Source organism: Paraburkholderia sp. A1BS-2L (assembly GCF_051125205.1).
Lineage (GTDB): Bacteria > Pseudomonadota > Gammaproteobacteria > Burkholderiales > Burkholderiaceae > Paraburkholderia.
The window spans coordinates 516,576-542,180 of the sequence record NZ_CP120429.1 but is presented as its reverse complement, the minus strand read 5'-3'; the positions used below and the strand labels follow the sequence as shown (position 1 = coordinate 542,180).

The 25,605-nt window shown below is 66.4% G+C and carries 23 protein-coding genes; 16 read left to right on the top strand and 7 right to left on the bottom strand.

Annotation, left to right across the window (positions count from 1 at the left end; all coding sequences use genetic code 11):
• Positions 1-35: 35 nt before the first annotated feature.
• Complete coding sequence (locus P5W98_RS17225; RefSeq protein ID WP_421026810.1) at positions 36-2,321, bottom strand: xanthine dehydrogenase family protein molybdopterin-binding subunit; 2,286 nt, start codon at positions 2,319-2,321, stop codon at positions 36-38.
• The gene (locus P5W98_RS17220) at positions 2,318-2,791 is read right to left on the bottom strand and encodes a (2Fe-2S)-binding protein (RefSeq protein ID WP_421026811.1); all 474 of its coding nucleotides are present in this window, start codon (positions 2,789-2,791) and stop codon (positions 2,318-2,320) included. The genes P5W98_RS17225 and P5W98_RS17220 overlap by 4 nt, the downstream gene beginning before the upstream one ends.
• Before the next feature lie 159 nt (positions 2,792-2,950).
• Between P5W98_RS17220 and P5W98_RS17215 the strand changes: the two genes are divergently transcribed.
• The 7 genes from P5W98_RS17215 to P5W98_RS17185 all read left to right on the top strand — a co-directional run bounded on the left by P5W98_RS17215 (position 2,951) and on the right by P5W98_RS17185 (position 10,160).
• The gene (locus P5W98_RS17215) at positions 2,951-3,868 is read left to right on the top strand and encodes a LysR substrate-binding domain-containing protein (protein ID WP_421026812.1); all 918 of its coding nucleotides are present in this window, start codon (positions 2,951-2,953) and stop codon (positions 3,866-3,868) included.
• A gap of 340 nt (positions 3,869-4,208) precedes the next feature.
• Positions 4,209-5,111 (top strand): amidohydrolase family protein, encoded by a 903-nt coding sequence (locus tag P5W98_RS17210; protein ID WP_421026813.1) that lies wholly within the window; start codon positions 4,209-4,211, stop codon positions 5,109-5,111.
• Between the two features lie 31 nt (positions 5,112-5,142).
• The gene (locus P5W98_RS17205) at positions 5,143-6,069 is read left to right on the top strand and encodes an amidohydrolase family protein (RefSeq protein ID WP_413188868.1); all 927 of its coding nucleotides are present in this window, start codon (positions 5,143-5,145) and stop codon (positions 6,067-6,069) included.
• A 141-nt stretch (positions 6,070-6,210) separates the two neighbouring features.
• Positions 6,211-7,635: a UbiD family decarboxylase gene (locus P5W98_RS17200; RefSeq protein WP_421026814.1), complete on the top strand. Its 1,425-nt coding sequence runs from the start codon at positions 6,211-6,213 to the stop codon at positions 7,633-7,635.
• On the top strand, positions 7,632-8,219 hold the full coding sequence (locus tag P5W98_RS17195; protein ID WP_421026815.1) for a UbiX family flavin prenyltransferase: 588 nt from the start codon (positions 7,632-7,634) through the stop codon (positions 8,217-8,219). Before P5W98_RS17200 ends, P5W98_RS17195 begins: the two co-directional genes overlap by 4 nt.
• Positions 8,220-8,250: 31 nt before the next feature.
• A complete protein-coding gene (locus tag P5W98_RS17190; protein ID WP_421026816.1) occupies positions 8,251-9,357 on the top strand; it encodes a CobW family GTP-binding protein in 1,107 nt (368 codons plus the stop codon).
• A gap of 74 nt (positions 9,358-9,431) precedes the next feature.
• A complete protein-coding gene (locus P5W98_RS17185) occupies positions 9,432-10,160 on the top strand; it encodes a maleate cis-trans isomerase family protein (RefSeq protein ID WP_421026817.1) in 729 nt (242 codons plus the stop codon).
• A gap of 49 nt (positions 10,161-10,209) precedes the next feature.
• Here P5W98_RS17185 and P5W98_RS17180 read toward each other — a convergent pair whose 3' ends face one another.
• A complete protein-coding gene (locus tag P5W98_RS17180; protein ID WP_421026818.1) occupies positions 10,210-11,439 on the bottom strand; it encodes an MFS transporter in 1,230 nt (409 codons plus the stop codon).
• A 229-nt stretch (positions 11,440-11,668) separates the two neighbouring features.
• Between P5W98_RS17180 and P5W98_RS17175 the strand changes: the two genes are divergently transcribed.
• From P5W98_RS17175 to P5W98_RS17145, 7 genes are all read left to right on the top strand, one after another.
• Entirely contained in the window at positions 11,669-12,727 is a 1,059-nt protein-coding gene (locus P5W98_RS17175; RefSeq protein WP_421026819.1) for an SH3 domain-containing protein, read from the top strand.
• Between the two features lie 709 nt (positions 12,728-13,436).
• Entirely contained in the window at positions 13,437-13,865 is a 429-nt protein-coding gene (locus P5W98_RS17170) for a hypothetical protein (protein ID WP_421026820.1), read from the top strand.
• Between the two features lie 291 nt (positions 13,866-14,156).
• Positions 14,157-14,855, top strand: coding sequence for a response regulator transcription factor (locus P5W98_RS17165; RefSeq protein ID WP_175197993.1), 699 nt, complete (start codon positions 14,157-14,159; stop codon positions 14,853-14,855).
• A 50-nt stretch (positions 14,856-14,905) separates the two neighbouring features.
• The gene (locus tag P5W98_RS17160; RefSeq protein WP_421027091.1) at positions 14,906-16,375 is read left to right on the top strand and encodes a FecR domain-containing protein; all 1,470 of its coding nucleotides are present in this window, start codon (positions 14,906-14,908) and stop codon (positions 16,373-16,375) included.
• 11 nt (positions 16,376-16,386) lie between these two features.
• Positions 16,387-18,819: a CHASE2 domain-containing protein gene (locus P5W98_RS17155; protein WP_421026821.1), complete on the top strand. Its 2,433-nt coding sequence runs from the start codon at positions 16,387-16,389 to the stop codon at positions 18,817-18,819.
• 96 nt (positions 18,820-18,915) lie between these two features.
• A complete protein-coding gene (locus tag P5W98_RS17150) occupies positions 18,916-19,554 on the top strand; it encodes a DUF4136 domain-containing protein (RefSeq protein ID WP_421026822.1) in 639 nt (212 codons plus the stop codon).
• Positions 19,555-19,692: 138 nt separating this feature from the next.
• Positions 19,693-20,067, top strand: coding sequence for a VOC family protein (locus P5W98_RS17145; protein ID WP_421026823.1), 375 nt, complete (start codon positions 19,693-19,695; stop codon positions 20,065-20,067).
• A 26-nt stretch (positions 20,068-20,093) separates the two neighbouring features.
• Here P5W98_RS17145 and bluB read toward each other — a convergent pair whose 3' ends face one another.
• The 4 genes from bluB to P5W98_RS17125 all read right to left on the bottom strand — a co-directional run bounded on the left by bluB (position 20,094) and on the right by P5W98_RS17125 (position 23,720).
• Complete coding sequence (gene bluB / locus P5W98_RS17140) at positions 20,094-20,786, bottom strand: 5,6-dimethylbenzimidazole synthase (RefSeq protein ID WP_421026824.1); 693 nt, start codon at positions 20,784-20,786, stop codon at positions 20,094-20,096.
• A gap of 160 nt (positions 20,787-20,946) precedes the next feature.
• Complete coding sequence (locus P5W98_RS17135) at positions 20,947-21,843, bottom strand: flagellar brake protein (RefSeq protein WP_421026825.1); 897 nt, start codon at positions 21,841-21,843, stop codon at positions 20,947-20,949.
• A 189-nt stretch (positions 21,844-22,032) separates the two neighbouring features.
• A complete protein-coding gene (locus P5W98_RS17130) occupies positions 22,033-23,508 on the bottom strand; it encodes a sodium:solute symporter family protein (protein WP_421026826.1) in 1,476 nt (491 codons plus the stop codon).
• On the bottom strand, positions 23,505-23,720 hold the full coding sequence (locus P5W98_RS17125; RefSeq protein WP_035529726.1) for a DUF3311 domain-containing protein: 216 nt from the start codon (positions 23,718-23,720) through the stop codon (positions 23,505-23,507). The genes P5W98_RS17130 and P5W98_RS17125 overlap by 4 nt, the downstream gene beginning before the upstream one ends.
• A 285-nt stretch (positions 23,721-24,005) precedes the next feature.
• On the opposite strand from P5W98_RS17125, the gene P5W98_RS17120 reads away from it, so the two are divergent.
• A complete protein-coding gene (locus P5W98_RS17120) occupies positions 24,006-24,683 on the top strand; it encodes a MarC family protein (RefSeq protein WP_421026827.1) in 678 nt (225 codons plus the stop codon).
• Positions 24,684-24,754: 71 nt separating this feature from the next.
• Entirely contained in the window at positions 24,755-25,588 is an 834-nt protein-coding gene (locus tag P5W98_RS17115) for a class II glutamine amidotransferase (RefSeq protein WP_421026828.1), read from the top strand.
• The last annotated feature ends 17 nt before the right edge of the window (positions 25,589-25,605 follow it).

Sequence of the window (25,605 nt, the reverse complement as noted above, 5' to 3'; positions counted from 1 at the left end):
TGCGGTGTAATAGGTTCTGGCGGATTCAGGCAAATTCACGCGAGCGCGAACGGTGTCGCGCGCAACCGTCGCCCGGTCGCGGCGAAGATCGCGTTGCCGATGGCCGGCACGACGGGCGGATTCGAGAGCTCGCCGATGCCGCCTGGCTTGCGGTCTGTCGGCGGCATCAGCTCGATCTGCACGACCGGGGCTTCGTGGATGCGCAGCACCGGATAGTCGTGGAAATTGCTTTCGCGGACCTGGCCGTTCTCGATGTGCACCGCATTCATGAGCGCGGTGCTCACACCCCAGTGAATGCCGCCCGCGAGTTGCTGATGCACCGAGCCCGGGTCCACGGCGATGCCGCAATCGACCACGCAGGTGACCTTGCGCACCGCGATCGTGTTGTCCTTTACCGCGACTTCCGCGACGATGGCGATGAAGCTCTCGTAGCCGTTGTAGATCGCGACGCCCATGCCGCGCCGCGTGCCGTCCGCGTCGTGAATCGTGTGGGGCGTCCATTGCGCGAGCGTCGCCGCGCGCCCGAGCACCGTGCGCAATTCGGGCCGGCACGCAAGCATCGTGCTGCGATACGCGATGGGGTCCTGGCCGACCGCATGCGCGGTTTCGTCGACCGCGCTTTCGATCGCGAACACGTTGGGCACGAAGCTGACCGCGCGCCACCACCAGACCGGAAACCCGGGCTCGTGGCGTACCCACGCGAGATCGAGCGCCGGCATGTCGTAATGGAAGTCCGCGCGCATGCTTTCGGTGCAGCTCGGATCGACCGGGAATTTCGTCAGGAAGCCGGGGTCGTCCGGCTCCTTGATCGACGGCACGACCGCGCGCAGGCTGAAGCCCGTGACGTGGCCGTTCGCGTCGAGCGCGACGCGCGCCTTGTGCACGCTCGCGCTTTGATAGAACGTGCCGCGAATATCGTCCTCGCGGCTGTACAGCAACTTGACCGGCTTGCCGACGCGCTTTGACATTGCAGTGACTTCGAGCACCTGATGCAGGCCTTCGCGCGCGCCGAAGCTGCCGCCGGCTTCGGTCAGATGGAGGCGAACCTTGTCGCGCGGCACGCCTGCAATCGTCTCTGCTGCCTGCGCGCAGCGCGACGGCACTTGCAGGCCGCCCCAGTACTCGACCGAATCGGGCTTCACCCACGCAACGATGCTGAGCGGCTCCATCTGCGCGTGCGCCTTGTACGGCATCGTGTACACCGCCTCGACCACGCGCGCCGCTTGCGCGAACGCGGTCTTTGCGTCGCCTTTGCCGTTCGATTGCTTGCCGGGATCGTCGACGTGCTCGTTCATCTCGCGGATCGCGCCCTCCGAGCTGAAGTTCGCGAGATCGCTGGGTTCCCATTCGATCTTCAGCGCCTTGCGTGCGCGCTGCGCGCTCCAGAACTGATCGGCCACGATCGCGACGCCCGGCTGGCACGCGCCGTTCGCGACGCGCGAGGGCGCGTGGTCGGGCCGGAAATGCGCGATCACTTCGGGAACGTCGAGCGCGAACACGTCGTGCACGCCGGGCAACGCTTTTACTTCAGCGGCGTTGAACGATTTCACTTTCGCGTTGACGACGGGCGGGTGAACGACGATTGCCGTGAGCATGCCCGGCAGTTGCAGATCGATCGCGTATTGCGCGCGGCCCGTGAGCTTTTCGACGACGCGATAGCTGCGGCGCGGCTTGCCGATCAACACGAACTGATCGGGGCGCTTGAGCGTGACCTGTTGCGGCACCGGGCGTGCAGCAGCGGCGGTGGCGAGCTCGCCGTAATTGAAGCGGCGCCCGCTCGCCGGGTGGATCACTTCGCTGTTCGCGGTCTGGCACGTCGACGGATCGACAGACCAGCGCTGCGCGGCTTCGGCGACCAGCATCGCGCGCGCCGTTGCGCCAGCGCGCCTGAGCGGCTCCCATTGCCACGACACGCTGGTGCTGCCGCCGGTGGCATGCATGCCCCACAGCTTCTGGATATAGACCGCTGCGAGCGGATCGTCGGGCTGGATGATCCGTACTTGCGACCAGTCGGCGTCGAGTTCATCGGCGAGCAGCATGCCGAGCGCGTTCTTCACGCCGGTGCCGCTGTCGAATTTATGGCAGACCAGAAAGATCTGGTTATCCGGCGCAATACGCACCCATGCGTTGGGCGCGAAGTTTGATGCGACTCGGCCCGCGGTGCTGTCGCCGACCGGCGTTGCCTGCACGACCTGGATGCCCGCGCCGCCGATTTCGAGCAGCAGGCCGCCGGCAAGCGCGGCGCTCGTTTGAAGAAAACGGCGGCGGCTGCCCGAAGTGGGCGCGGCCTCGCGCTCGTGTTGATGATCGTTGCGCTTCATGCGGCCGCCTTGTCGCGCAGCGCGACAGCCGCGCGGTGGATCGCGCTGCGGATGCGGTCGTAGGTGCCGCAGCGGCAGATATTGCCTGCCATCGCGGCGTCGATGTCACTGTCGCTCGGATCGTGATTCGTCGCGAGCAGCGCAGCCGCCGACATGATTTGCCCGGACTGGCAGTAGCCGCATTGCGGCACGTCCTCGTCGCGCCACGCTGCCTGCACGGCGTGTAGCGCGTCCGGCTTGCCGAGTCCTTCGATGGTTTTGATCCGCTTGCCGGCGACTGCGCCGAGCGGTAATTGGCACGAGCGCACCGCTGCGCCTTCGAGATGCACGGTGCACGCGCCGCACAGCCCCATGCCACAGCCGAATTTCGTGCCGGTCAGGTGCAGCGTATCGCGCAGCACCCACAGCAGCGGCGTATCGGGCGGGGCATCGACCGCATGGTCGGCGCCGTTCACGTTCAACTTCGTCATGTCGTCTCCTGTCGGCCGCACCTGGAGCAAAGCTCTTAGTGCGGTCCATGCATCGCTGAGCGCTGCATGGACGTGTTTCTTTTTCGTGTGGGTAAAGCCTATGTGCACAAAATCGATATGTGAAATACGATTTTGGAATCCATTCGATACGAGGTTCATATGGATTTGAGGCAGTTGCGTTATTTCATTGCGGTCGCCGAGGAGGGAAATTTCAGCCGTGCGGCCGAGCGCCTGCATATTTCGCAGCCGCCGCTGAGCCAGCAGATCATGACGCTGGAGGATTCGCTGCACGTGACCTTGTTCGTGCGGGGCCGCCACGGCGCGCGGCTTACGCGCGCGGGCGAGGCGCTGCTCGTGCGCGCGCGCAGCATCGTGAGCGATTGCGATTCGGTCGAGAAACTCGTGCGCCGCGTGGCGGACGGGCTCGAAGGCTATATCCGCATCGGCATCATCAATTCGGTGATGTACGGGCCGCTGCCGCGCACGATGCACCTGTTCCAGAAGCACAATCCCGAAGTCGAGTGGACGCTGCACGAATTGCTGCCCGAGCAGCAGCAGGAGGCACTGGTCGCCGGCAAGATCGATGTGGGCTTCGCGTGCAGCGCGGCGACGCGCGCCGAGCTGCGCTCGATCCGCGTATACCCGCAGCCGTTGCGCGTCGCGCTGCCAAGCGAGCATCCGCTCGCAAAGCGCCGCCGCATTGCGCTCAAGGCGCTCGCCGGCGACGCGTTCGTGCTGCTCAACTCGCAAAGCCCGATCATTCGCGACGTGCTCGCCGCCTGCGTGCGCGACGGCTTCCAGCCGCGCGTGCTGCACGAGTCGATCGATCCCGAGACGGTGCTAAGCCTCGTCGGCGCGGGCGTTGGCGTGAGCATCCTGCCGGAATCGCTGTCGACCACGCCGCGCGAGAACGTCGTGTTCGTGCGGCTGGACGAGCGCGGCGTCAACGCCGATCTATACGCCTCCGTGCGCCGCGACGACACGCTGCCGGCGCTGGAGCGTTTTCTGGCACTGCTGGAAGAGGTGACGCTTGCATGGCGGCGCGAAATCGGCGCAAAAAATTCGGATACCGAATGAAATAATGGTAGAGATGAAGGCGCGGCCGGAGCATCTTGATCCAGTCCGGACTAGGGTTTCGCAGTCGAAATACCGGAAATTTGATCGCACGCTTGACAAAGCCCATTCGCGGACGGCATGATCTGGCCGTGGGTAGAAGCGGTCGATTGAACAAGCAGCGGTGCAATACCGCGATCGTTCAACTGGAGATTGCTCACTGACGGAGTTTCTGTCGGTGGCGCCAATTTTCCAACCATTGCCGCTCTCACAGTGCTCCCGAAATCGAGGCAGTTCACCCGGCGCCGCACACGCGCGCCGTGAGCTGCTGCGTTCCACCTCAAGCACTGCGAGGAGAGCCCGCATGATTATCGACACTAGCTGCTATCCGACGAATCTCGTCGATCTCGCCTGGCGGCACGACGGCGACCCGTTCACCGGCGAACGCCTGATCGAAATGATGGACGGTCCGTTCCTGATCAACGGCAAGCCGCGCCGCATCGACAAGGCGTTCATCCAGCCGCCGCAAGGCAACACCATCTACACGTACACCGATGGCGTGAAGACCGGCACCGAATCGATCGACGCCTATATGGCCTACACGGTCGAAATGGTGAAGAAGTATCCGGAGCGCTTTATCGGCTGCTTCGTCTACAACCCGCGCTGCGGCGTCGAGAACGGCGTGAACGCCATCGACTACTACGTGCGCAAGCTCGGCTTCAAGATGGTGCAGTTTCAGGCCAACATGCATGCGTACCGTCCGGACCGCGCGCTCGACTGGCTGCGCCCGGCGCTCGCCAAATGCGCGGAGCTCGGCGTGCTCGTGAAGCTGCACACCGGCGACGGCCCGTACAGTATCCCCACCGAATGGGTGCCGATGATCAAGGAGTTCCCGACGGTGAACTTCATCATGGCGCATTTCGGCGTGCAGACGGGCGGCGTCTACTGCTTCGAGCCGTTCCAGCTCGCCATGGATCTGCCCAACGTGTATTGCGAATCGGGCTGGTGCCTGCAGTCGCGCATCGTCGAATTCGCAAAGGTGCTGCCCAAGCACAAGATCCTGTTCGGCTCCGACACGCCGCCGAATGAACCCGGCATGTGGCTGCGTCTGCTCGAAGTGCTTTGCTTCGATCCGCCGCAAGGCCTCAATCTCGACGAAGACACGCTCGAAGACTATCTCGGCAACAACACCGCGCGCATGATCGGCCTCGAGCCGACGCCGGTGCCGAAGTCCGTCGAAGAAGCCAGGGCGCTGCTCGCGGCATGAGCGCACCACGTCACACGAACCGGAGACAAGCATGATTATCGATACCCATCTGCACCCGACCAATCTCGTCGACGAAGCGTGGCGCCACACCGGCACGCCGTTCACGGGCGAGCGGCTGCTCGAGATGATGGACGGCCCGTACATCATCAACGGCAAGCCGCGCCGCATCGACATGGGCTTCATTCAGCCGCCGCCGGGCAACACCGGCTATCGCGACGGCAACCGCCGCGGCCGCGAAGGCATTCGTGACTACATGTCGTATATTGCCGAGCTGTGCCAGAAGTACCCGGACCGCTTCATCGGCAACTTCACGTTCAACCCGCGCTGGGGCCCGGAAGAGGGTGCGCAGGAGCTCGAATTCCACATCAAGGAATACGGCTTCAAGATGGTGAAGCTGCACGCCAACATGCACGGCTACCGTCCCGACCGGGCGCTCGACTGGCTGCGCCCCGCGATGAAGGTGTGCGCGAAGTACAACACCGTCGTGCTGATCCACACGGGCGATGGCCCGTACACGATTCCGACGATGTTCTACCCGATCATCCGCGAGTTTCCGATGGTGAACTTCATCATCGGCCACTTCGGCATCCAGACCGGCGGCAACTACTCGTTCGAAGCGTTCTGGATGGCGATGGACACGCCGAACGTGGTGTGCGAATCGGGCTGGTGCTTCCAGTCGCGCATCGTCGAGTTCGCACGCGAACTGCCGCGCAACAAGATCGTGTTCGGCACCGACTCGCCGCCGAACGAGCCGGGCATGTGGCTGCGCGAGCTCGAAATGCTGTGCGGACCCGCGCCGCAAGGCATGGATCTCGACGAGGACGGTCTCGAGGACTACATGGGCAACAACATCGCGCGCCTGTGCGGCATCAAGACCTCGCCGCCGCCGCGCAACCTGGAGGAAGCGAAGCTGCGCTTGACCGACAGCTACGCGTCGCTCGACAACGTCCCCGCCTGATCGGGGACCATGCGGTGGGCCGCTCGTGCATCGATGCATGCATCGTGCGCGGCGGCCCGCGATAGCAGCTGAGCGCAATGGCGCGGCGCCGTGCAGGACGTGCGGCCCGCGCCGTTGAAAGGCTGATGACAAGGAACCACCATGACATCGACCCGTTCGTCCGCTCTCGATCGCGCAGACGCTGATCCGCAGGACTTTCGCCATTTTCTCGCCGGCTATCGCGCCGCGCATCCCGACGACGTGCTGACGATCAGCGACCGTGTGTGCGCCGACCAGGACGCTACCGCGCTCGTCTGGCAGCTCGCCGCGCAGAACCGCCATCCGCTGCTCGCGTTCGAGCAGGTCGACGGCTTGCAGACGCCGCTCGTCACCAACGTGTTCGCGTCGAGAAGGCGCATTGCGTGGATGCTCGATACGAACCTCCAGAATCTGCACAACGAATTTCAGGCACGCAGCCGGCGCATGGTGGCGCCGCGCGTCGTGTCCGATGGCCCGGTGCTCGAATCGGTCGAGACCGAGCGCATCGATCTCACCACGATCCCGACGCTGCGCCATTTCGAAACCGACCGCGGCCCGTACATCACGAACGCGATCCTGATCGCCAACGATCCCGAGACCGGCATCGGCAACGCGAGCTATCACCGCTCGATGCTGCACTCGCGCAACGAAATTGCCACCAGCCTGCATTCGCGCGGCCATCTGTGGCGCATGCTGCAGCGCGTTCAGGCGCGCGGCTTGCCGCTGCCGGTCGCGATGGTGATCGGCGCGCATCCGCTTTTCATGCTCTCCGGTGCCGCGCGGCTGCCATATGGCGTGGATGAGCGCCACGTCGCGGGCGGGCTGCTCGGCGCGCCGCTCGACGTCGTGAAGACGCCGCGTTACGGCATCGAAGTGCCGGCCTACGCGGAGTTCGTGCTCGAAGGCGTGATCGACCCGCACGCGCGCGCCGACGAAGGACCGTTCGGCGAATTCACCGGTTATTCGTCGGATCGGTCTACTAACAATTTGTTCAAGGTGGAAAGCGTGCTGCACCGGCGCGATCCGATCCTGATCGACGTGGTGGGCGGCAACTCGGCCGAGCATCTGAATCTCGGCCGCATTCCGCGCGAGTCCGAGATGGTCGAGAAGCTCAAGGACCGCTTCCCCAGCGTGACGGCGGTTCACTATCCATCCTCGGGCACGCACTTTCACGCCTATGTCGCGCTGAAGCAGTCGCGGCCCGGCGAGGCGCGCCAGGTGATGCTGGGGCTGCTCGGGTGGGACCCGTATCTGAAGAACGTGGTGGCGGTCGATGCGGACGTCGACATCACGCGCGACGAAGAAGTGTTGTGGGCGATCGCGACGCATCTGCAGCCGCATCTCGACGTGGTGATCGTCGACGGGCTGCCAGGCAGCGCGCTCGATCCGTCCGCATCGGGCGTGGGCACGACTTCGCGCATGGGGCTCGACGCCACGCGCGGCCCGCACTTCGACGGCGTGCGCGCGCAGATCGGGGCCGACGCGATGACGCGCGCCGCGCAACTGCTCGTCGGGCTCACGCCGCGGAACCTGCGGAGTGCATCATGAAACGCCTGATCGTTGCGATCACGGGTGCGAGCGGCGCGGTGTACGGCGTGCGGCTGCTTCAGCAACTCGCGCGCTTCGAGCACTGCGAAACGCATCTCGTGATGTCGCCTTCGGGACTGCTGACCGCAGGCCACGAACTCGGCATGGTGCGGCGCGACGTTGAGGCGCTCGCCGATGTCGTGCACAACCCGCGGGACATCGGCGCGACGCTCGCGAGCGGGTCGTTCCGCTGCAACGGCATGGCGGTCGCGCCGTGCTCGATGCGCACGCTCGCGGCCATTGCCACCGGCCTCGCGGATAACCTGATCACGCGGGCCGCCGACGTCATGCTCAAGGAGCGCCGCAAGCTCGTGCTGCTCGCGCGTGAAACGCCGCTCAATCTCGTGCATCTGCGCAACATGACGACCGTGACGGAAGCAGGCGCGATCGTGCTGCCGCCGGTGCCCGCGTTTTACAACCATCCGCGCACGGTCGACGACATCGTCGACCACACGGTCGGGCGCGTGCTCGACCTGTTCGACATCGACCACGAAGGCCTCGTCGGCCGTTGGCAAGGGCTGCGCGCCGACGCAGCCGCAAGCTGATTTTTCCGGACCCGCAGAAGGAGACAACACAATGAGCCAGCTCAACACGCAAACCCAGTCGCAGCCGGTGCCGGTCACGATCCTCACGGGCTTTCTCGGCTCGGGCAAGACCACGTTGCTGAACTACATCCTGACCGAGCGCCACGGCTACCGGATCGCCGTGATCGAGAACGAGTTCGGCGAAGTGGACGTCGATTCGGAACTCGTGATGACCTCCGACGAGGAAATCTTCCAGGTCACGAATGGCTGCATCTGTTGCACGGTCGACGTGCGCACGGACCTCGTGAAGATCCTGCAGAAGCTGCTCGAGCGTCCGGAGAAGTTCGATCACATTCTGGTCGAGACGAGCGGCCTCGCGGACCCCACGCCGGTGGCCGCGACCTTCTTCATGGATCATGATGTGGCGCGCCAGGTCGCGCTCGATGGCGTCGTCACGCTGGTCGACGCGCTGCATATCGAGGGCCATCTCGACGATCCGAAGCTGACCGGGTTCGACAATCAGGCGGTCGACCAGATCGTTGCGGCGGACCGGATCATCATGAACAAGACCGATCTGGTGAGCAACGACGTGCTCACCCGGCTCGAAGCGCGGCTGCATCATTTGAACGAAGGTGCGCAGATCCTGCGCTCGAACCACGCGCAAGTCGATTTGACGAAGATTCTCGGCATTGGCGGCTTCACGCCCGGGTGCACGAGCCTCGACGATCACGACCATGATCATGACGATCATGCGCACGCTCACGATCATGACCACGTCTGCGACGCGAGCTGCGATCACGCGCACGATCATCACGACGCAGACCACGGCCATCGGCACGATCCCTCGGTGAACTCGGTGTCGCTCGTGTTCGACCGTCGGTTCGACCGCGAGCGCCTCGAATCGGGCTTGCGCGCGCTGCTTGCCGTGCAGGGCGACGACATGTTCCGCATGAAGGGCATCTTCGAGATCGCGGGCGATTCGCGCCGCCACATCGTGCAGGCGGTGCACCGCCAACTCGACTTGCATGCGGCCGAGGCGTGGGCCAACGAGGCGCGCGAAAGCAAGATCGTGTTCATCGGACGCAACCTCGATCGTAACCGGCTACGCGTGATGCTCGATCTATGCACGTGGCGCGAGCCCATCTGCGCGACCGCCTGATCGATTCCACAACCTTCATTTGCCTGGCATCGGGCGCCTTGCATGGCCGCCCGATTCATCGGAGTCCTCATTCAATGGCAAAACGTATCCTTCTCGGCATGTTGACACCGTCGTCGAACACGGTGCTCGAACCGCTCACCGGTGCAATGGTTGCCGGCCTGCCCGGCGTCAGCGCGCATTTTTCGCGTTTCCCGGTGACGGAGATTTCGCTCGGCGCGCGCGCAACCGGCCAGTTCGAGTTCGACAAGATCGTCGACGCGGCGCGTCTGCTCGCCGATGCGCGCGTCGACGTGATCGCGTGGAGCGGCACCTCGGCGGGCTGGCTCGGCTTCGACGGCGACCGCGAATTGTGCCGGCGCATCACCGAGGCTACCGGCGTGCCGGCGACCACATCGGTGCTCGCGCTAAACGAGATTCTCGAGCGTACCGGCGCGCGCCGCTTCGGCCTCGCGACGCCCTATCTCGAGGACGTGCAGCGCAAGATCGTCGACAACTATGCGCGGCACGACCTCGAATGCGTGGCCGAGCAGCATCTGGGGCTCCAGGTGAACTACAGTTTCGCCGAAGTGACCGACGAGCAGATCCGCACGGCAGTGCGCGAGGTTGCTCGCGCGAAGCCGCAGGCCATCACGACGTTCTGCACGAACCTGCGCGCCGCGCCGCTGGTCGAGGCGCTGGAGGCCGAGACCGGCATCCCCATCTACGACACAGTGGCGACGGCGGTATGGAAGTCGTTGCGGATGGTGGGCGTGGACACGCACGAAGTGCGCGGCTGGGGCCGGCTGTTTCAGGAGGTGGCTTGAGTTTTCGCGCAACGCCCGGCATGCCGGGCGTTGCTGCGTTGACAGCGGTTCATTCCCGCGCGGACGTCGATGGCCCGGCAAGTCGCGATTTGCCCACGCTTTGCGCGCCGATCCACACGAGCAGGGCCGTTGCTGCAAGCGCCCCGCCCGCCGCGCACAGGCCGAGCCAGCCCTCGGCCGCATAGGCGGCGCCCGCCACGCTCGAACCCACGGCGCCGCCCAGGAAGTAGCTCGCCAGATACGCGGTCATGATGCGGCTGCGCGCGTTGGCGTCGATTTCGAAAATCACGCTCTGGTTCGCGATGTGCAGGCCCTGCACGCCCACGTCGAGCAGCAGCGTGCCGACAATCAGCGAGAGCAGCGAGGAACCGCCGCCCGCGAGCAGCGCGAACGAGAGCAGCAGCGTCGCAGCGAACGCGCCGGTTGCCTTGTTCTCGTGGCCGTGGTCGACGAGCCGGCCGGCCGGGTGCGCGGCGAGCGCGCCGATCACACCGACGATGCCGAACAGCCCGATTTGCGCATCGTCGTATCCATAGGGCGCACGGCTTAGCACGAAGGTGAGCCCGGTCCACACCACGCTGAAGCACGCGAAAGCGAGCGCACCGTAAATCGAGCGCAGCACGAGCAGCGGCTCGCGGCGCATCAGATGCGCGAGCGACGCGAGCAGGCGCGCGTAGCGCACAGGCGTTACGGGCGTTACGGGAGTAACGGGCTGCGTGCTCTTGGGCAGCATCATGGCGAGCACCACGGCGATGGCAACGCTGGCCACCACCGCAATCGCGAAGATCGCGCGCCATCCCGCCCAGAAAGCGACATAGCCTGCCACGATGCGCGCGAGCAGCACGCCGAGCAGCAGCCCGCTCATCACGACGCCGACTGCGCGCCCGCGCGAGGTCGGGTCGGCGAGCGACGCCGCCATTGGGATCAGGATCTGCGTCGAGCACGACGTGAAGCCGACCAGCACGCAGCCAGCGGCGAATGTCATAAAGTTCGGGCTGCAAACGATAAGGCCGAGCGCGGCGATATTCACGACGAGCAGCCGCAACACCAGCGCGCGACGGTCGACCACGTCGCCGAGCGGGACGATCAGCACGAAGCCGGCGGCGTAGCCGAGCTGCGTGAGCGTGACCAGATAGCCGAGATCGGCGACCGGATGGCCGAACGCGGCTGCGATCGTCGCGAGCAGCGGCTGCGCGTAATAAACGTTGGCGACGATCACGCCACAGGCGATGGCGAACAGCGCCGCCATTCCGCGCGTGAGGCCGGAATGATTAGTCATCGAGATCACCCTGCGAAGCACAGCCGCCTCGGCGCGTTGCCGGGGCGGCGCGCGCATCGGGCGGCTCACCGCATAGTAGGGAATCGGTTTCGATATGTTAAATATGGATTTAATAGATTATTTATATGTAAAACATATGGATTGCCGGCGGCATTGTGTCGGCGCGCCCGCCAGCGAGGAACGGAATATGCTGATGCTTCCGCATAGTTACAGAAGACAAGAGGGGAGCATGACAAGCCGATACACGAAACTGCCGCGCGGGCTGGCCCTGCCGCTCGCGACGGTCTGCGTGGCTGCGGGGATGGTGTTCGCAGCTTCGGGCGTTCGCGCGCAGACCCAGGCCTATACGAACGAGCCCGTCGATCTGTTTGCCGGACCCTCCGACGCATACCCCGTAGTGAGCGAGCTCGGCCCCAACGTGCCGGTCACCGTGATGGGCTGCGTGAGCGATTACTCGTGGTGCGACGTCGCGTTGCCCGGCCTGCGTGGCTGGGTCTACGGGGGCTATCTCAGTTATCCGTATCAAGGCGCTTACGTGCCGCTGACCGGCTATGGCGCGGTCATCGGCTTGCCGATCGTCACGTTTTCCGTGGGGGCGTACTGGGGCAGCTTTTATCGCGACCGGCCCTGGTATGGCGACCGCGATCGCTGGGAGCATGCGCCGCCGCCGGGGCGCGGGCGTCCGCCGGAGCCGCAGCGGTTTCACGGCGGGCCGCCCGACGGCGGAGGGCGGCCACCGCCGCCTCCACCCGGAGGCGCGCGTGCGCCGGTCAACGGCGGTCCGCCGCCGGGCGCGGGGCGTCCTCCCGAACCGGCGCGTATGCGCCCAGGCAACGAAGCGCCACCCGTTCATGGCCGGCCGCCCGAGAGCGGCGGCCCGCCCGTTGCAGCGCCGCGTCCGCCTGCGGAAATGCAGCGCCCGCCTGGCGAGGGTGCGCGCTCGCCTGGTGAAATGCAGCGCCCGCCTGGCGAGGGTGCGCGCTCGCCTGGTGAAATGCAGCGTCCACCGGTCGGGGTGGCACGGCCGCCTGTCGAGCCGCCGCGCCCTCCTGCGCAGGTGGTCAATCCATCGCGCCCGCCCATGCCGCAGCCGAGTATGGGCCGTCCGCCCGCCCCTGCGCAGGGGCCAGGACCCGCGCCCGCATTCAATCACGCGCCAGGCCAGCCGCCCGGCGGTGCGCGCCCGCCAGAGCCGCCGGCCGAGCGCGGCCGTCCCGAGGCGCCGCCGCAAGGCGGCCACCCGTCCGGGCAGGGCGGCGGCCGGGGCGACCAGCGGCAGCAGTACTGATCGCTTCCGTATGCGCAAGCAAGGACGCCTGCAATGGGCGTCCCTGTCGGCCAGCGATTTGATTTGGATTCCATATCAATGACCGCCGGCATGCCAGTTGTTGACACTGTGCAACGATAAATCGCGGGGCGAAATAGCGCCTTCGAGCGGGCAGATAGCCGTTTTTCCGTCGATTTAACAATCCCTGACAGTAGCTTTGCGCGCTTGCCGCCACAATAGCTCGTAGCGGCGTGTTCCGGTATGGATCGCGCAGGAAAGGGCGTGCGGCTCACGCACGCGAGGCCTGGAAATTCGGCTACGGGGGCCGGTGCGGTCGGGACACGGCGACGCGCCGGCAGCGAGGAAAGCAGAGCGGACCCGAGTTCGCCGGATAACGCTGGAAAACAGCGCCTGGAAGTACCGGGAGTGGCGATGGCAGCGGGAAACGCCATGGTGTGATCGGCTGCGGTCGTGGGCGGGTGTCGGGCGGTGATGCCCGCTCGTGCGTGACGCGCCGGTCCGGCGGCGCTTGCGCCGGCGGTCCGAGTCCGGGGGGGAAGGACGCCGGAGACCACGCAGTGCGCAGTTCGAGGCCGTCGCCACTCGTTTTTCATTTACGAAGTCCCGCGTTCACGCATGCGCCGTTCGCGCCGCGCGCGGGGCCGTGCTGTCGGGCGCGCGCGGAGCCCATCCGGCGGGTCTGAAGCTTGTCTGCTACTCGAGGGGTTTCATGGTTTTTCGTTCCGGCAGCATGCGGTTCCCGCCGGGTTCGCGGGTCAACGGTTCGGGCCGCAACCGCGACCTCGATCGCATCGAACTCGATCTCGCCCGCGACCGGCACGCGCGCGCGGCCATGGAAGCGTATGCGGATTCGTGCGAAGTCGATCTGCCCTGGCTGAGCGAGGCGTTGCGCCAGTCGCGCTTCGGCCGTTCAGATAAATTGACGCAGTGCTCGTCAACCGTTTTGCGCACCTTCGTGCTCGCGCAGGCGCGCGCCGCCGCGCAGTCCGATTATGCGCACGCCGCGTGGGAGCATGTGCGCGGGCAACTGGCGGCGCTGCTGTCCGAGTCGCCAATGATCGTGCCGCTGGCGCAAGACGCGCAGCAGGCCGCACGCCCAGGGAGCGCGGGAAGCCAGGCGGGCGGGGTGAACCGATGAACCCAGCCGGCGAGGTCGGCTGCCATGGACGAGCCGCGAGACGTGCCGGGCGGGTGCACACGCCGCGCGGCGTTCAATAGGGGGCGTTTTCGTCTACCATGAGCGAAAACTGGTTCCCGATCTCTTTCAGCACATGGCTGCGTGACGTGCGCCCTTTTGTTTCGAGACGCGGCGAGAGTGGCGCCCGGGCTGTGCGGCGCAAGCCGCGCGGCAGGGGGAGGGATGATGGCCGTGCCTCGCCGGGCCGGCACATCCCGGGACGATGAATAACGACACTGGGTGCAGGACATTATGAGAATCGCAGTACTTGACGACGATCCGGCACAGACCGATTTCGTCTGCCAGACGCTGAGCGCGGCTGGCCACGTCTGCCACGCGTTCGCCAAGGGAGGCGAGCTCGTCAAGCAGCTCCGGCGGCAGACATTCGACTTGCTCGTGCTCGACTGGAACGTCCCCGACATGGCCGGCGACGAGGTCCTGCACTGGGTCCGTCAAAGCCTGTCCACGCGCTTGCCCGTGCTGTTCATGACGAGCCGCAGCCGCGAAGTCGATATCGCGCTGATGCTCAACAGCGGCGCCGACGACTACGTGGTCAAGCCGGTCTCCGCGCCGGTCCTGCTGGCGCGCGTGGCGTCGCTGCTGCGCCGCGCGTATCAACTGCACGCGCCGACGCAGAAAGAAGTTTTCGGCGAATACGAATTCGATCTGAAGTCGCGCCAGGCGTCGGTCGGCGGCAAGCAGGTGGCGCTCACGCAAAAGGAATTCGAGCTTGCGCTGCTGCTGTTCCAGCATCTGAGCCGGCCGCTGTCGCGCGCACACATTCTCGACGTGATCTGGAAGCAGTCCGACGACATCCCGTCCCGCACCATGGACACGCACGTCTCCATGCTGCGCTCGAAGCTCGGCTTGCGGCCTGAGAACGGCTATCGCCTCACGCCAATTTACGGCTACGGCTACCGGCTCGAACGCATTGAGGGGGATGCGGCGTGAGGGGCGCTTATTCGGCGTTTCCCACCCTCTATTCCGCCGCGCCCAGGCGCGTGACGCTGGCCGTCGCCCTGTCCTGGCCGGATCCTGCCGGTCCGGCAGCCGCGCCGCACAGCGCAGCCCGCGCACTCGCGCGTTCGCCGCTTGCCCGCGCGGTGGCCTGTGCGCTGGCGTTGGGACTGCTGCCCGCCGCCGGCCGCGCCGAAGCCCGCAAGCCGAACCCGCAGGCGCCGGAAATGGCCGTCTACGTCACGCGGCCCGGCGATTCGCTATACGACATCGCCACGCGCTATCTGCGCAATCCCGCCGACTGGACCAAGGTCGCGCGCCTCAACCGCGTGAGCGCGCCGCGCCGCCTGCAGCCGGGCACCTCGCTGCGCGTGCCGGTCGCGCTGCTGCGCCAGGATCATCTGACGGCGCGCGTGATCGCCACTTCGGGGCCGGCGAGCCATGCATTCGGCAAGGGGCCCTTGCTGCCGCTCGTCGTCGGCGGCACGCTCGTCGAAGGCGACCGCGTCCAGACCGGCGAGAACGGTTTCGCCACGCTCGAACTCGCCGACGGTTCGCATATCGTCATTCCGCCGGGCGCCTCGCTCGATCTCGCCACGCTGCGCCAGACCGCGCTTACCGGCTCGACCGACCGCGTGGTCAACCTCCATCGCGGCCAGCTGAACACCGAGGTCACCAAGGCCACCCGCAAGGACGATCGCTTCCAGATCCGCTCGCCTTCGGTGGTGGCGGGCGTGCGCGGCACGAGCTTTCGCGTGAATTACGATGGCGATAAAGGCTCGACAGCGGTCGAAGTGATCGAGGGCGCGGTGGGCGTGGACGCGGCGTCGCGTGCCCCGGCTGCCTCGGTCGCGCCCGCGCCGGGCATGCCGCTGGCCGCGTCCACGCAGCTCGTCGCGGCGCGCCACGGCAGCCTCACGCTTGCGGGCGGCGCCGTGGGCGCGCCCGTCGCGCTGCTCGACGCGCCCGATCTGCGCAACCCCGGGAAGGTCCAGGACGACGAAACCGTCGCGTTCGATCTCGCGCCCGTTACAGCGGCGCGCAGCTATCACGTGCAGATCGGCCGCGATGCGGGCCTGCTGGACCTGATTCGCGACACGCGTTCTGACGGGCCGCACGTCGCCGTCGGCGCGCTCGAGGACGGCACCTACTTCGCGCGTTTTTCCGCCATCGACGAGCACGGCCTCGAAGGCATGCCGTCGACCTACGCGGTCCAGCGCCGGCGCCTCGCGCTGGGCGCGTCGGCGGGGCGCGTCGAAGGCACGCGCGACTACGCGTTCCGCTGGTTCGTCGACCAGCGCAGCGCCGGAAGCACGCGCTTTCGCTTCGTGCTCGCTACCTCGGAGGACCTGCGCGCGCCGCTCGTGGACCGCACCGGCATCACGAACGGCGAGGCCGTCGTCAGCGACCTGCCCAAGGGCGTCTATTACTGGACCGTGATTGCCGAGCAGTTCGAAGGGGGCCGGTACTTCCAGAAGGCCAGCCCGGTACAGTCATTCCGTCTCGAGTGGTGAGGCGCTCGCGCATGAGCGTGAGCGCACCCGGTCTTTCCCGTTCCGGCCGTCCGGTCGGGCGGCGCTTTCTGTTCGAGTGGCTGGGCGTGGCGTGCGCGGGCATCGCCGTCGTGCTGCTGAGCGTGGTGGGGCACTGGACCCTCAGCGCCGATCACCTCGTGTACGACCGCTTTCTCGCGGCGCGGGAGCGGCCCGTTTCTCCGGACATCGTGATCGTCGAGATCGACAATGAGAGCGTTGCCGCGCTGGGGCGCTGGCCCTGGCCGCGCAGCCTGCATGCGCAGCTCGTCGATCGTCTTGCGAAGGCGGGCGTGGCCGCCGTGGTCTACGACGTGCTCTTCACCGAACCCTCGCCCGACGACGCGCGCCTGGGCGAGGCGCTGCGCGAGCGCCCCTCGTATCTGCCGGTGCTGCTGTCTCCCGCCAACGAGGCCGACAACGGCCGCCGCGAGGTCGTGAAGCCGGTCGAGCCGCTCGCGCAGGCCGCCGCGGGTCTCGGCCACATCAACCTCGAAGTCGACAACGACGGCATCGTGCGCAGCGTCGCGATGTTCGAGGGCGATGCACGGCAGCGCTGGCCCCAGTTGATGGTGCCGGTCTGGCGCGCCGTGCGCGACGGCACGCTCGCGCTTGCCGATCGCGCGAGCAGTGCCGCGACCGCGGCTGCGGACGCGAGGCTCACGCGCACGGGCGCGGCGGATAGCGAAGCGCGCTTTTTGCTGCCGTTCGGCGCCAATACGCACACTTACCGCAAGGTGTCGTTCTCGCAAGTGCTCGAAGGCCGCGTGCCGCCCGACGTGCTGCGCGGCCGCGTGGCGCTGGTGGGCGTGACCGCATCGGGCTTGTTCGACCGCTTTGCCACGCCGCTCTCGGGCACGCTCGGGCCGCTGCCCGGCGTCTATATCCACGCGCTCACGCTCGACACGCTGCTGTCGGGCACCGCGATCGAACCAGCCTCGCCGATTGCCGTGGTGCTCGCCTCGCTGATACCGCTTGCGCTCCTGCTGCATGCGTTTCTCGTCCATTCGCCGCTGCGCACGTTGCTCTTGCTGCCCTTGCTGGCGCTGCTTTCGCTGGCCGGCAGCGCCGCGCTGCTCTACTACGCGCGCATCTGGCTCGCGCCGGTGCCGGCGATCGTTGCGCTCGCACTCGTTTATCCGCTCTGGAGCTGGCGGCGCCTCGAAATGACGATGGCGTATCTGCGCAAGGAGCTGCGCCAGCTTGCCGACGAACCCTATCTGCTGCCCGAAGCGCCCACGCCGCCGCGCGAATTCGGCGGCGACGTGCTGGCCCAGCAGATGGCGCTGATGGCGCAGGCCGCGCAGCGGCTGCAGGACATGCGCCGCTTCGTCTGGGACAGTCTCGACTCGGTGCCGGAGCCGCTCGTCGTGGCCGACCTGCGCGGCGTGGTGCTGATCGCCAACCACGCGGCGCGCGCCTATTTCACCGACCTGAACGTGAGCGCGGCCGAGGGGCGCGGCATGCCCGAGGTATTCGGCGATCTCGCGCTCGTGAAGCCCATCGACCCGAACCCCGAGACGCTCGCGTTCGCGCATGCGCACTGGCCCGCGCCGCTCGATCCCGCGCGCGGCGAGTTCGCGCAGCTCATGGAGCGGGGCGTGGAAGTGCGCGCGCGCGACGGCAGCGACTACCTGCTGCGCTACGCGCGCTGCACCAATGCGCAGGGGCAGGCGGTGGGCTGGATCGCGGGCCTCGTCGACGTGACCGCGCTGCACGACGCCGAGCGCCAGCGCGAGCACGCGCTGCGTCTCCTGTCGCACGACATGCGCTCGCCGCAGGCGTCGATCGTGGCGCTCGTGGAGACCGAGCGCGAGCGCGGCACGCTGGCCGCCGGGCCGGTGCGCGAGGTGATGGACCGCATCGAGCGCTACGCGCGCCGCTCGCTCACGCTCGCCGACGATTTCGTGCAGCTCGCTCGCGCGGAGTCGCAGCAATACGCTCTGGAGCCCACCAGCCTGACCGAGCTCGCCATCGACGCGAGCGACGAGGTCTGGCCGCAGGCGAGCGCCAAGCACATTCAGATCGAGACGGCGTTTGACGGCGAGCAGATGGGCTGGATCAACGCCGACCGCTCGCTCATGACCCGGGCCCTGGTCAACATTCTGAACAACGCGGTGAAATACAGCCCACCCGAAACGAGGATTGTCTGTAGTATCGCTGTCGCGGACGACCGGGCCCCGCGCGTGATCTGTTCGATTCGCGACGAGGGCTACGGCATTCCGCTCGAAGATCAGGCGAAGCTGTTCCAGCCATTCCGGCGCTTTCATGCGGGCCAGCGGCCCGAGGTGAGCGGCGCCGGGCTCGGCATGGCGTTCGTGAAGACGGTGGTGACGCGTCACGGCGGCGAGATCCATGTGGACAGCGCGCCGGACCAGGGCACGACGGTGACGATGTCGTTGCCGGCGCTCGATACCGCGGCTTGACGGCGTTGTCGTGTTATTGGCCTGATCGCGCCGAATGCACACCATGGCACACCCCGGCGCCATAACCGGCTGCCAACGATTCCGATGGAGTTCTCCGTGAAAGTCCTGATGACGATCTGCACCTTGTCGATGCTGGGCGCGCTCGCCGGCTGCGCAGGCGCGAGCGCCGATGTGCGAGCAAGTGGCGACCTGAACGCAACCGACCTGGCCGCCGCCACGTATCGGCTCGCGCGCACGCCCGTGCAGGCGCAAGCCAACGAGCCGCAGCCGTACGAGGCGCTGCTGCGCGCCGGCCTCGCGCAACGCGGCTTCAAGGAAGGCACGCCCGAGGCGGCGCGCTATATCGTTTCGGCTGCATGGGCCTCGCGGCCGAGCGACGTCGGTGTGGAAACCGGCGGCTCGGGTAATGGGGGCAATTGCATTGGCGGCTGCGTGCCGTCCGAAGGGCCGTCGTTCCCGTGGTTCGGCAAGCGCTACACGCATACGCTCACGTTGCGTTTCCTCGCGCTGCCGGACGGCCGCGAAGCCTACAAGGTGAGTGCGGAGAAGCGCGACCGCAATGCCGATGCGCAACAGGCGCTGCCGTACCTGGTCGCCGGCGCGCTCGCGCGGCTGCCGTACGCGGGCGCGCCGCAATGGCGCGTGAAGCTGAAGGAGGTTGATCACGCCGCCGCTGGTCAGGCGGGCGCGCCGGCCATGCCCGACGTGATCTCCATTAAGCCGCTCGCGCAGTGAGGCATCGCCGGGCCGCGGCTCGCACACGAGAGTGTGCAATTTTCCCCAGGCCACGCGCGGGGGGAGCGCACTAAACTGGTCCTCACGTACCGCGGCACGGGCTGCCGTTGGGCAACGGGCTTTGACCAGGAGACAGACATGTTCGATCACGTGGGTCTGCGCGTGCGCGATTTCGCACGCAGCATGCGGTTTTATGAGGCGGCTTTGTCGCCGCTGGGGTGTGGCGTCAGCGTGCTGTACGGCGATCTTGCCGGCATCGGCAAACCTGGCATGCCTAAGTTATGGCTCCACGCCGTGCCGCCCAGCGACGCCGGCACGCCGCGCGGCGTGCATGTGGCGTTCGCCGCCGCGAGTCGCGCCGAGGTCGACCGCTTTTACGCCGCCGGCATCGCGGCTGGCGGAACGGACAACGGCGCGCCGGGTCTGCGGCCCGATTACAGTCCCGACTACTACGGCGCTTTCCTCATCGACCCCGATGGCAATAACGTCGAGGCCGTCACGTTCGGCGCTTGATCGGTGCCTGAGCCGCGGATGCGCGGCTACGCGCAACCCGTGCTCGCGCTTTCGGCTTTCGCCACGGCCTCGGTCTGCTCGTCCGGCCAGCGGTTTTCGTACATGCATTCGCCGAGCACCCGACGCTCGGCCCAATGCTCGATCTCCAGCATCGGCTTCGGGTAGAACTCGGCTACGTGGCCGACGCAGAGAATCGCCACCGGCTTGGCGCCGGTGGGCATCTGCAGCAGCGCGCGCACTTCGTCCACGTCGAAGATCGACACCCAGCCCATGCCGAGCCCTTCGGCGCGCGCTGCGAGCCACATGTTCTGGATCGCGCAGGCCACCGAGGCAAGGTCCATCTCCGGCAAGGTGCGGCGGCCGAAGATGTGCGCTTCGCGGCGATCCATCAGCGCGACGACGAGCAGCTCGCCGCATTCGCGCATGCCTTCCACCTTGAGCTTCATGAACTCGTCGCGGCGCTTGCCGAGCGCGTCGGCGGTGGCGAGGCGTTCGCGCTCGACGGTCTCGTGCAACTGCTCGCGCAAGGCTGCGCTGGTGATGCGCACGATGCGCCACGGCTGCATATAGCCCACGCTCGGTGCGTGATGCGCGGCGTCGAAGAGACGCGCGAGCACCGCGGGGTCGACGGGGCCGGGCGTGAAGTGCCGCATGTCGCGCCGCTCATGGATCGCGCGGTAGACCGCCGCGCGTTCGGCTTCGTCAAAGGGCTGTGCCATGGAAGAGTGCGGCCGTGGAGGCCGGTTTGGAGGATGCGCAGGTACCATAGCATACGCATTTCGGCCTTCGCGCAAGGGGCGCGCCGCACCAGGGGTAAAACCGGAGCGCCCGATTCAGCGCGTGCCTTTGCCAGGGCCTGTTATGAGCCGGAACAGGTCACTAGTAGATCACGTCGCCGTGACGGTCGAACACATAGACTTTCATCGCTATCTGCTCGGCGCTCGTGAGGCTGTCGAGCTCGAGGCCGAGCGAGCATTGCGCGCCGTCTTCCTGCTGCACGTTGCGAATGATCGCGCTGGTTTCGATGGGCGTGTCGAGATTGCCGGAGCGCAGGCTGAAGGCAATGCGCAGCCGCTCGCCCACCTGGCCGAGCGCCCATGGCGCGACGAGCGAGAGCCCCAGCGCGCTGATGCCGCGCGCGAGCGCGACGCCCTGATAGCCCTCGGCGCCGATGCCGAAGCGCACCGGAAAGCGCGCGTGCACGCGGATCGACTTGCGCTCGCGCAGCAGGCGGATATGGGCTGGTGCGGAGAGCACGAGATAGCCCAATGGCGCGTGATGGATCGCGTGCAGCGTGCAGACGAAGCGATAGACGGCCTGGCTCGCAATCGCCACGATTTCGACATTTTCGCCGGGTGTGACGGCAGTCGGGCGGCCATCGGCGTAGGGCAGCGTCGCGAAGATCGATTCGTTCGGCGCAATCCCGATCAGCTTGCACGGCTGCATCGGCGCGCCGCTGGCGCCCTGTTGCGGGCGCAGGCCCATCGACGCGCCAATGGAAAGATGCAGGTCGCGCACGGTCAGCGCGGCTTCGTGCTCTCGCGGTTTCGCGGGTGCAAATGCGTCCTCGGCCTCGAGCGCTGCGCGGTCGCCGCGCTGCGGTGCGAAGTGGCGGAACAGAAAATCGCGCTCCATCTCGCCCACGAGCGTGGCGCCGCGTTCGAGCAGCAGCGTGCCGTCGTGGTCCACGAGCGGCCATTCGAGCGGCTGCCCGGGCGGGAGGTCGGCCGGCGTGAGCGAGGCGGTGCCGGGGGCGGTTTCGAGTGTGTCGGTCATCGGCGCGCTTGACGAGTGTGCAGTGACGGGATCACTGTGTTTACGGCACGCGCGGCAAAGAATTGAATTTCGTCGGTCCAGTGCCGGCGAACTAAAAAAAAGCGGCGCAACGAATGCGCCGCCCATCATCGAAACAACCATCGCAACTGAAGCTCGCAATCGAAATCAGTGCGGATCTCGGTGCAGATCTCAGTGCGCGCCCGCGTGCTTGTGATCCGCATGCGTGCGCGGCTGCGTGAGCGCGCTCACGGCAGCGAGCACGATGATATTCACGCCGAGCGCGAGAAAGCCGATGTTGATGTCCTTGAACGTATCGGACGCGAACGGGATCAGTTGCGCGACGCTCACGTGCAGCAGCGTAGTGAGCACGACCACCAGCACGCCCGCGAAAATCCCGCAGAACGCGCCCTGCTTCGTCACGCGGTTGCGCGCCGCGAGGCTGCACACCAGCGCCGGGAACAACTGCGTGACGAAGTTGTAGCCCATCAGCAGCAGCGCCACGATGGTCTCCCCGCCCTTGAGCGTGAAGCCCACCGCGACCAGCGCGACCACCGGCACGAAGAAGCGGGCGATGCGCGCGACGCTTTCGTCGTTGGCGTTTTTACTCAGCGCGCCGCGATAGACATCGTTGGCGAGCAGCGTGGATGCCGTGGTGAGGATCATCGAACCCGGCACGAGCGCGGTGAGTACCCCCGCTGCGCCAATCACGCCCACGAACCACGGATCGAAGGTTTGCAGCGACAGGCGGAACAGCGAGAGGTCGATGTCGGTGCCCTTGAGGCCCGGCACCTTGAGCACGGCCGCGAAGCCGCAGAAGAACACGAACAGCAGGATCAGCTGATAAAGCGGCAGGATCGCGGCATTGCGGCGGAAAATGCGCTCGTTCTTCGCGGTGTAGACCGACATGAACGTATGCGGCCACATGAAGAAGCCGAGGCATGCGAGCAGCGTGGTGGACTGGAACCACGTCACGCCCTGGCCTTTCGCTGCGAAACTGAGGAAGCCGGGCTTGGCTGCGTCTATGGCGCGGAACATCTCGGCGTGCGAGCCATAGTAATGGACCGGCAGGTAGATGCCGAGGAACACGGCGATGGCGAGAATCATCGTGTCCTTGACGACCGAGTTCCACGCGCAGCCGCGCACGCCCGAGAAGATCACGTAGGCGGTGACCACCACCGCGCCGATCCAGATCGCCGCCGTGGAAGGAATCGCGCCGTACGAGGCCGTCGACACGATGATGCCGAGCCCCTTCAGTTGCAGCACGAGATACGGCACGAGCGCGGCCACACCCACGCATGCGACCAGCACGCCGAGCGCGGGGCTCTGGTACTTGGTCGCGAAGAAGTGCGGCTGCGAGACCAGCCCGTGTTCTTTCGCGTAGCGCCACACGGGCGGCAGCATCCAGTACGAGAGAATGTACGCAAGCGTCCCGTAAGTCAGGATGTAATAGACGGGTGCGCCCTTGCCATAGGCAAAGCCGCTGCCGCCGAGAAACGTGAAGGTGGTGTAGATCTCGCCCGCCATCAGCAGGAACACGAACGCGGTGCCGAAGCTGCGTCCGCCCACCGACCACTGCTCGAGACTCATGTCGTGGCCGCGGCGCGCGCGGATGCCCAGATAAAGCGCGATCACGGTGATCGCCGCGATGATGATCAGCGCGCTCATGATCGCACCCCGCCTTGTGCGTCCTGCACGTCGCGGTTGGCCGGATCGAGCTTGTAGACGAGCCCCATGATGGCCGCGGTCAGCACGACCCACATGACGATCCATGCCAGCACGAGCGGCATGCCGAGCACGAGGGGCTCGGTGCGGTTGACGAACGGCACGCCTAGCAGAATGCCGATGAAGGGTAGCGCAGCGAGCAACCTCAGTGACATGGCAACTCCTTTGGGTAAAAGGGAAACCTTGTTTCGGGTTCGGTTGGGGTTCGTTTGGGTTCGGTCGGTCCACTCTATGCCCGCGAATGCGCCCCGTAAAGCTGCCAATATTCCTGATGCGCGCGGCGAGTGCGGATGGCTCGGCTTGGTGCGCTGCGTCATGAAGCGGGTTGTTTTGCGTTGGCGGGCCGGCAGGCGGCCGGCACGGTGCGCGCCGCTCCGGTTACACTGCTCGCTGCCGGCGGCGGCGCCATTTGGGCCTGCTGCGTTCACCGGATCGCTTACATGATCGAGAGCCTGATTTCAGACATTCTGTTCGGTTTCACCGGACTGATCAGCATCATCAACCCCTTCGGCATTGCCTTTGTTTTTCTAGACCGCACGGCCTCGCTCAGCGACGAAGAACGGCGCCTGCTCGCCAAGCGCGTCGCCACCAATGCAGGCTTCGTGCTGCTGGCGGCGTTCTTCGTGGGCACGCCCATCCTGCATTTCTTCGGCATTTCGATGGAGGCGCTGCGTATCGGCGGCGGTCTCGCGGTGGCCGTGAGCGGCTGGCAGATGCTCAATGCGCCTGAACCCGAGCCGTCGGTGGCCGATCATCCGGTCAAGCCGCTCAGCGCCGCGTCGGCAACCGGCAAGGCTTTTTTCCCGCTCACGATTCCGCTGACCACGGGCCCCGGCTCGATTGCCACGGCCATCGCGCTCAACGCGAACCGCACGCACAAGCTGTCGGCATTTCTGCTCTCGGGCATTGCCTCGATAGTGATCTCGGTGCTCGTGGTGTTGGTGATCTATTACGTTTACAGCCGCGCCGCGCGCCTGGCATTTTATCTGGGCGCGGAAGGCACGCGCGTGGCCATGCGCATTTCGTCGTTCCTGCTATTGTGCATCGGCGTGCAGATTATTCTTACTGGCTTGAGCGGCTTTCTCGTGCCGCTGCTGGGCGGGCACGCGGCTATTTAAAACCGGGCGCACGGGGTCTTGCCGGCCGCCACGTCGGGTCGTTCATCGAGTCGTTGAAAGTGGAGGTCACCATGTGCCGCTGGCTTGCCTATACCGGTAACGCCGTGCCGCTCGAAACAGTGCTGTTTCATGCGCGCCATTCGCTGATCGACCAGAGCCTGCATTCGAAGCTTGGCGCGACCACCACCAATGGCGACGGCTTCGGGGTCGGCTGGTATCAGCATCCGCACGACATTCCGTATCGCTATCGCAGCGTGCAGCCCGCCTGGAACGACCGCAACTTGCGCGAAATCGCGCGCGCGGTGCACGCGCCGATGTTCATCGCGCATGTGCGTGCCGCCACCCATACACCCGTGCAGGAGACCAACTGCCACCCGTTCCGGCACCGGCGCTGGATGTTCGTGCACAACGGGCTGATCCAGAGCTTTCCGCTCGTGCGCCGCGAATTGCTGGTGGCGGTCGAGCCGGGGCGCTTCAGCGCGATCGAAGGCTCGACCGACTCCGAAGCGATGTTTTATCTGGCGATGACCTTCGGGCTCGAAGTCGATCCCGTGCCGGCGCTCGAGCGCATGGTGGGGTTTGTGGAGGCCACCGCGAAAAAGCACGGTATCGAGCCGGCGCTCAACATGACGGTTTGCGCGAGCGACGGCGAACAGCTCGTGGCCGTGCGCTATTCGAGCGAGCGCAACTCGCGCTCGCTCTTTCACACCACGTCGTTCAGGCACCTGCGCGAACTCTATCCCGACGACCCGCGCATCGCTGCCGCTGGCGAGGACGCCTACCTGCTCGTGTCCGAGCCGCTCGGCGATTTACCGGAAGTGTGGGCCGAAGTGCCCGAGTCCACCGCGATCGTGGTGCGCGGCGCGCAGGTCGAATATCGCGACTTCGTTCCGGTCATGCCTTGATCAAGAATATCGAGCGC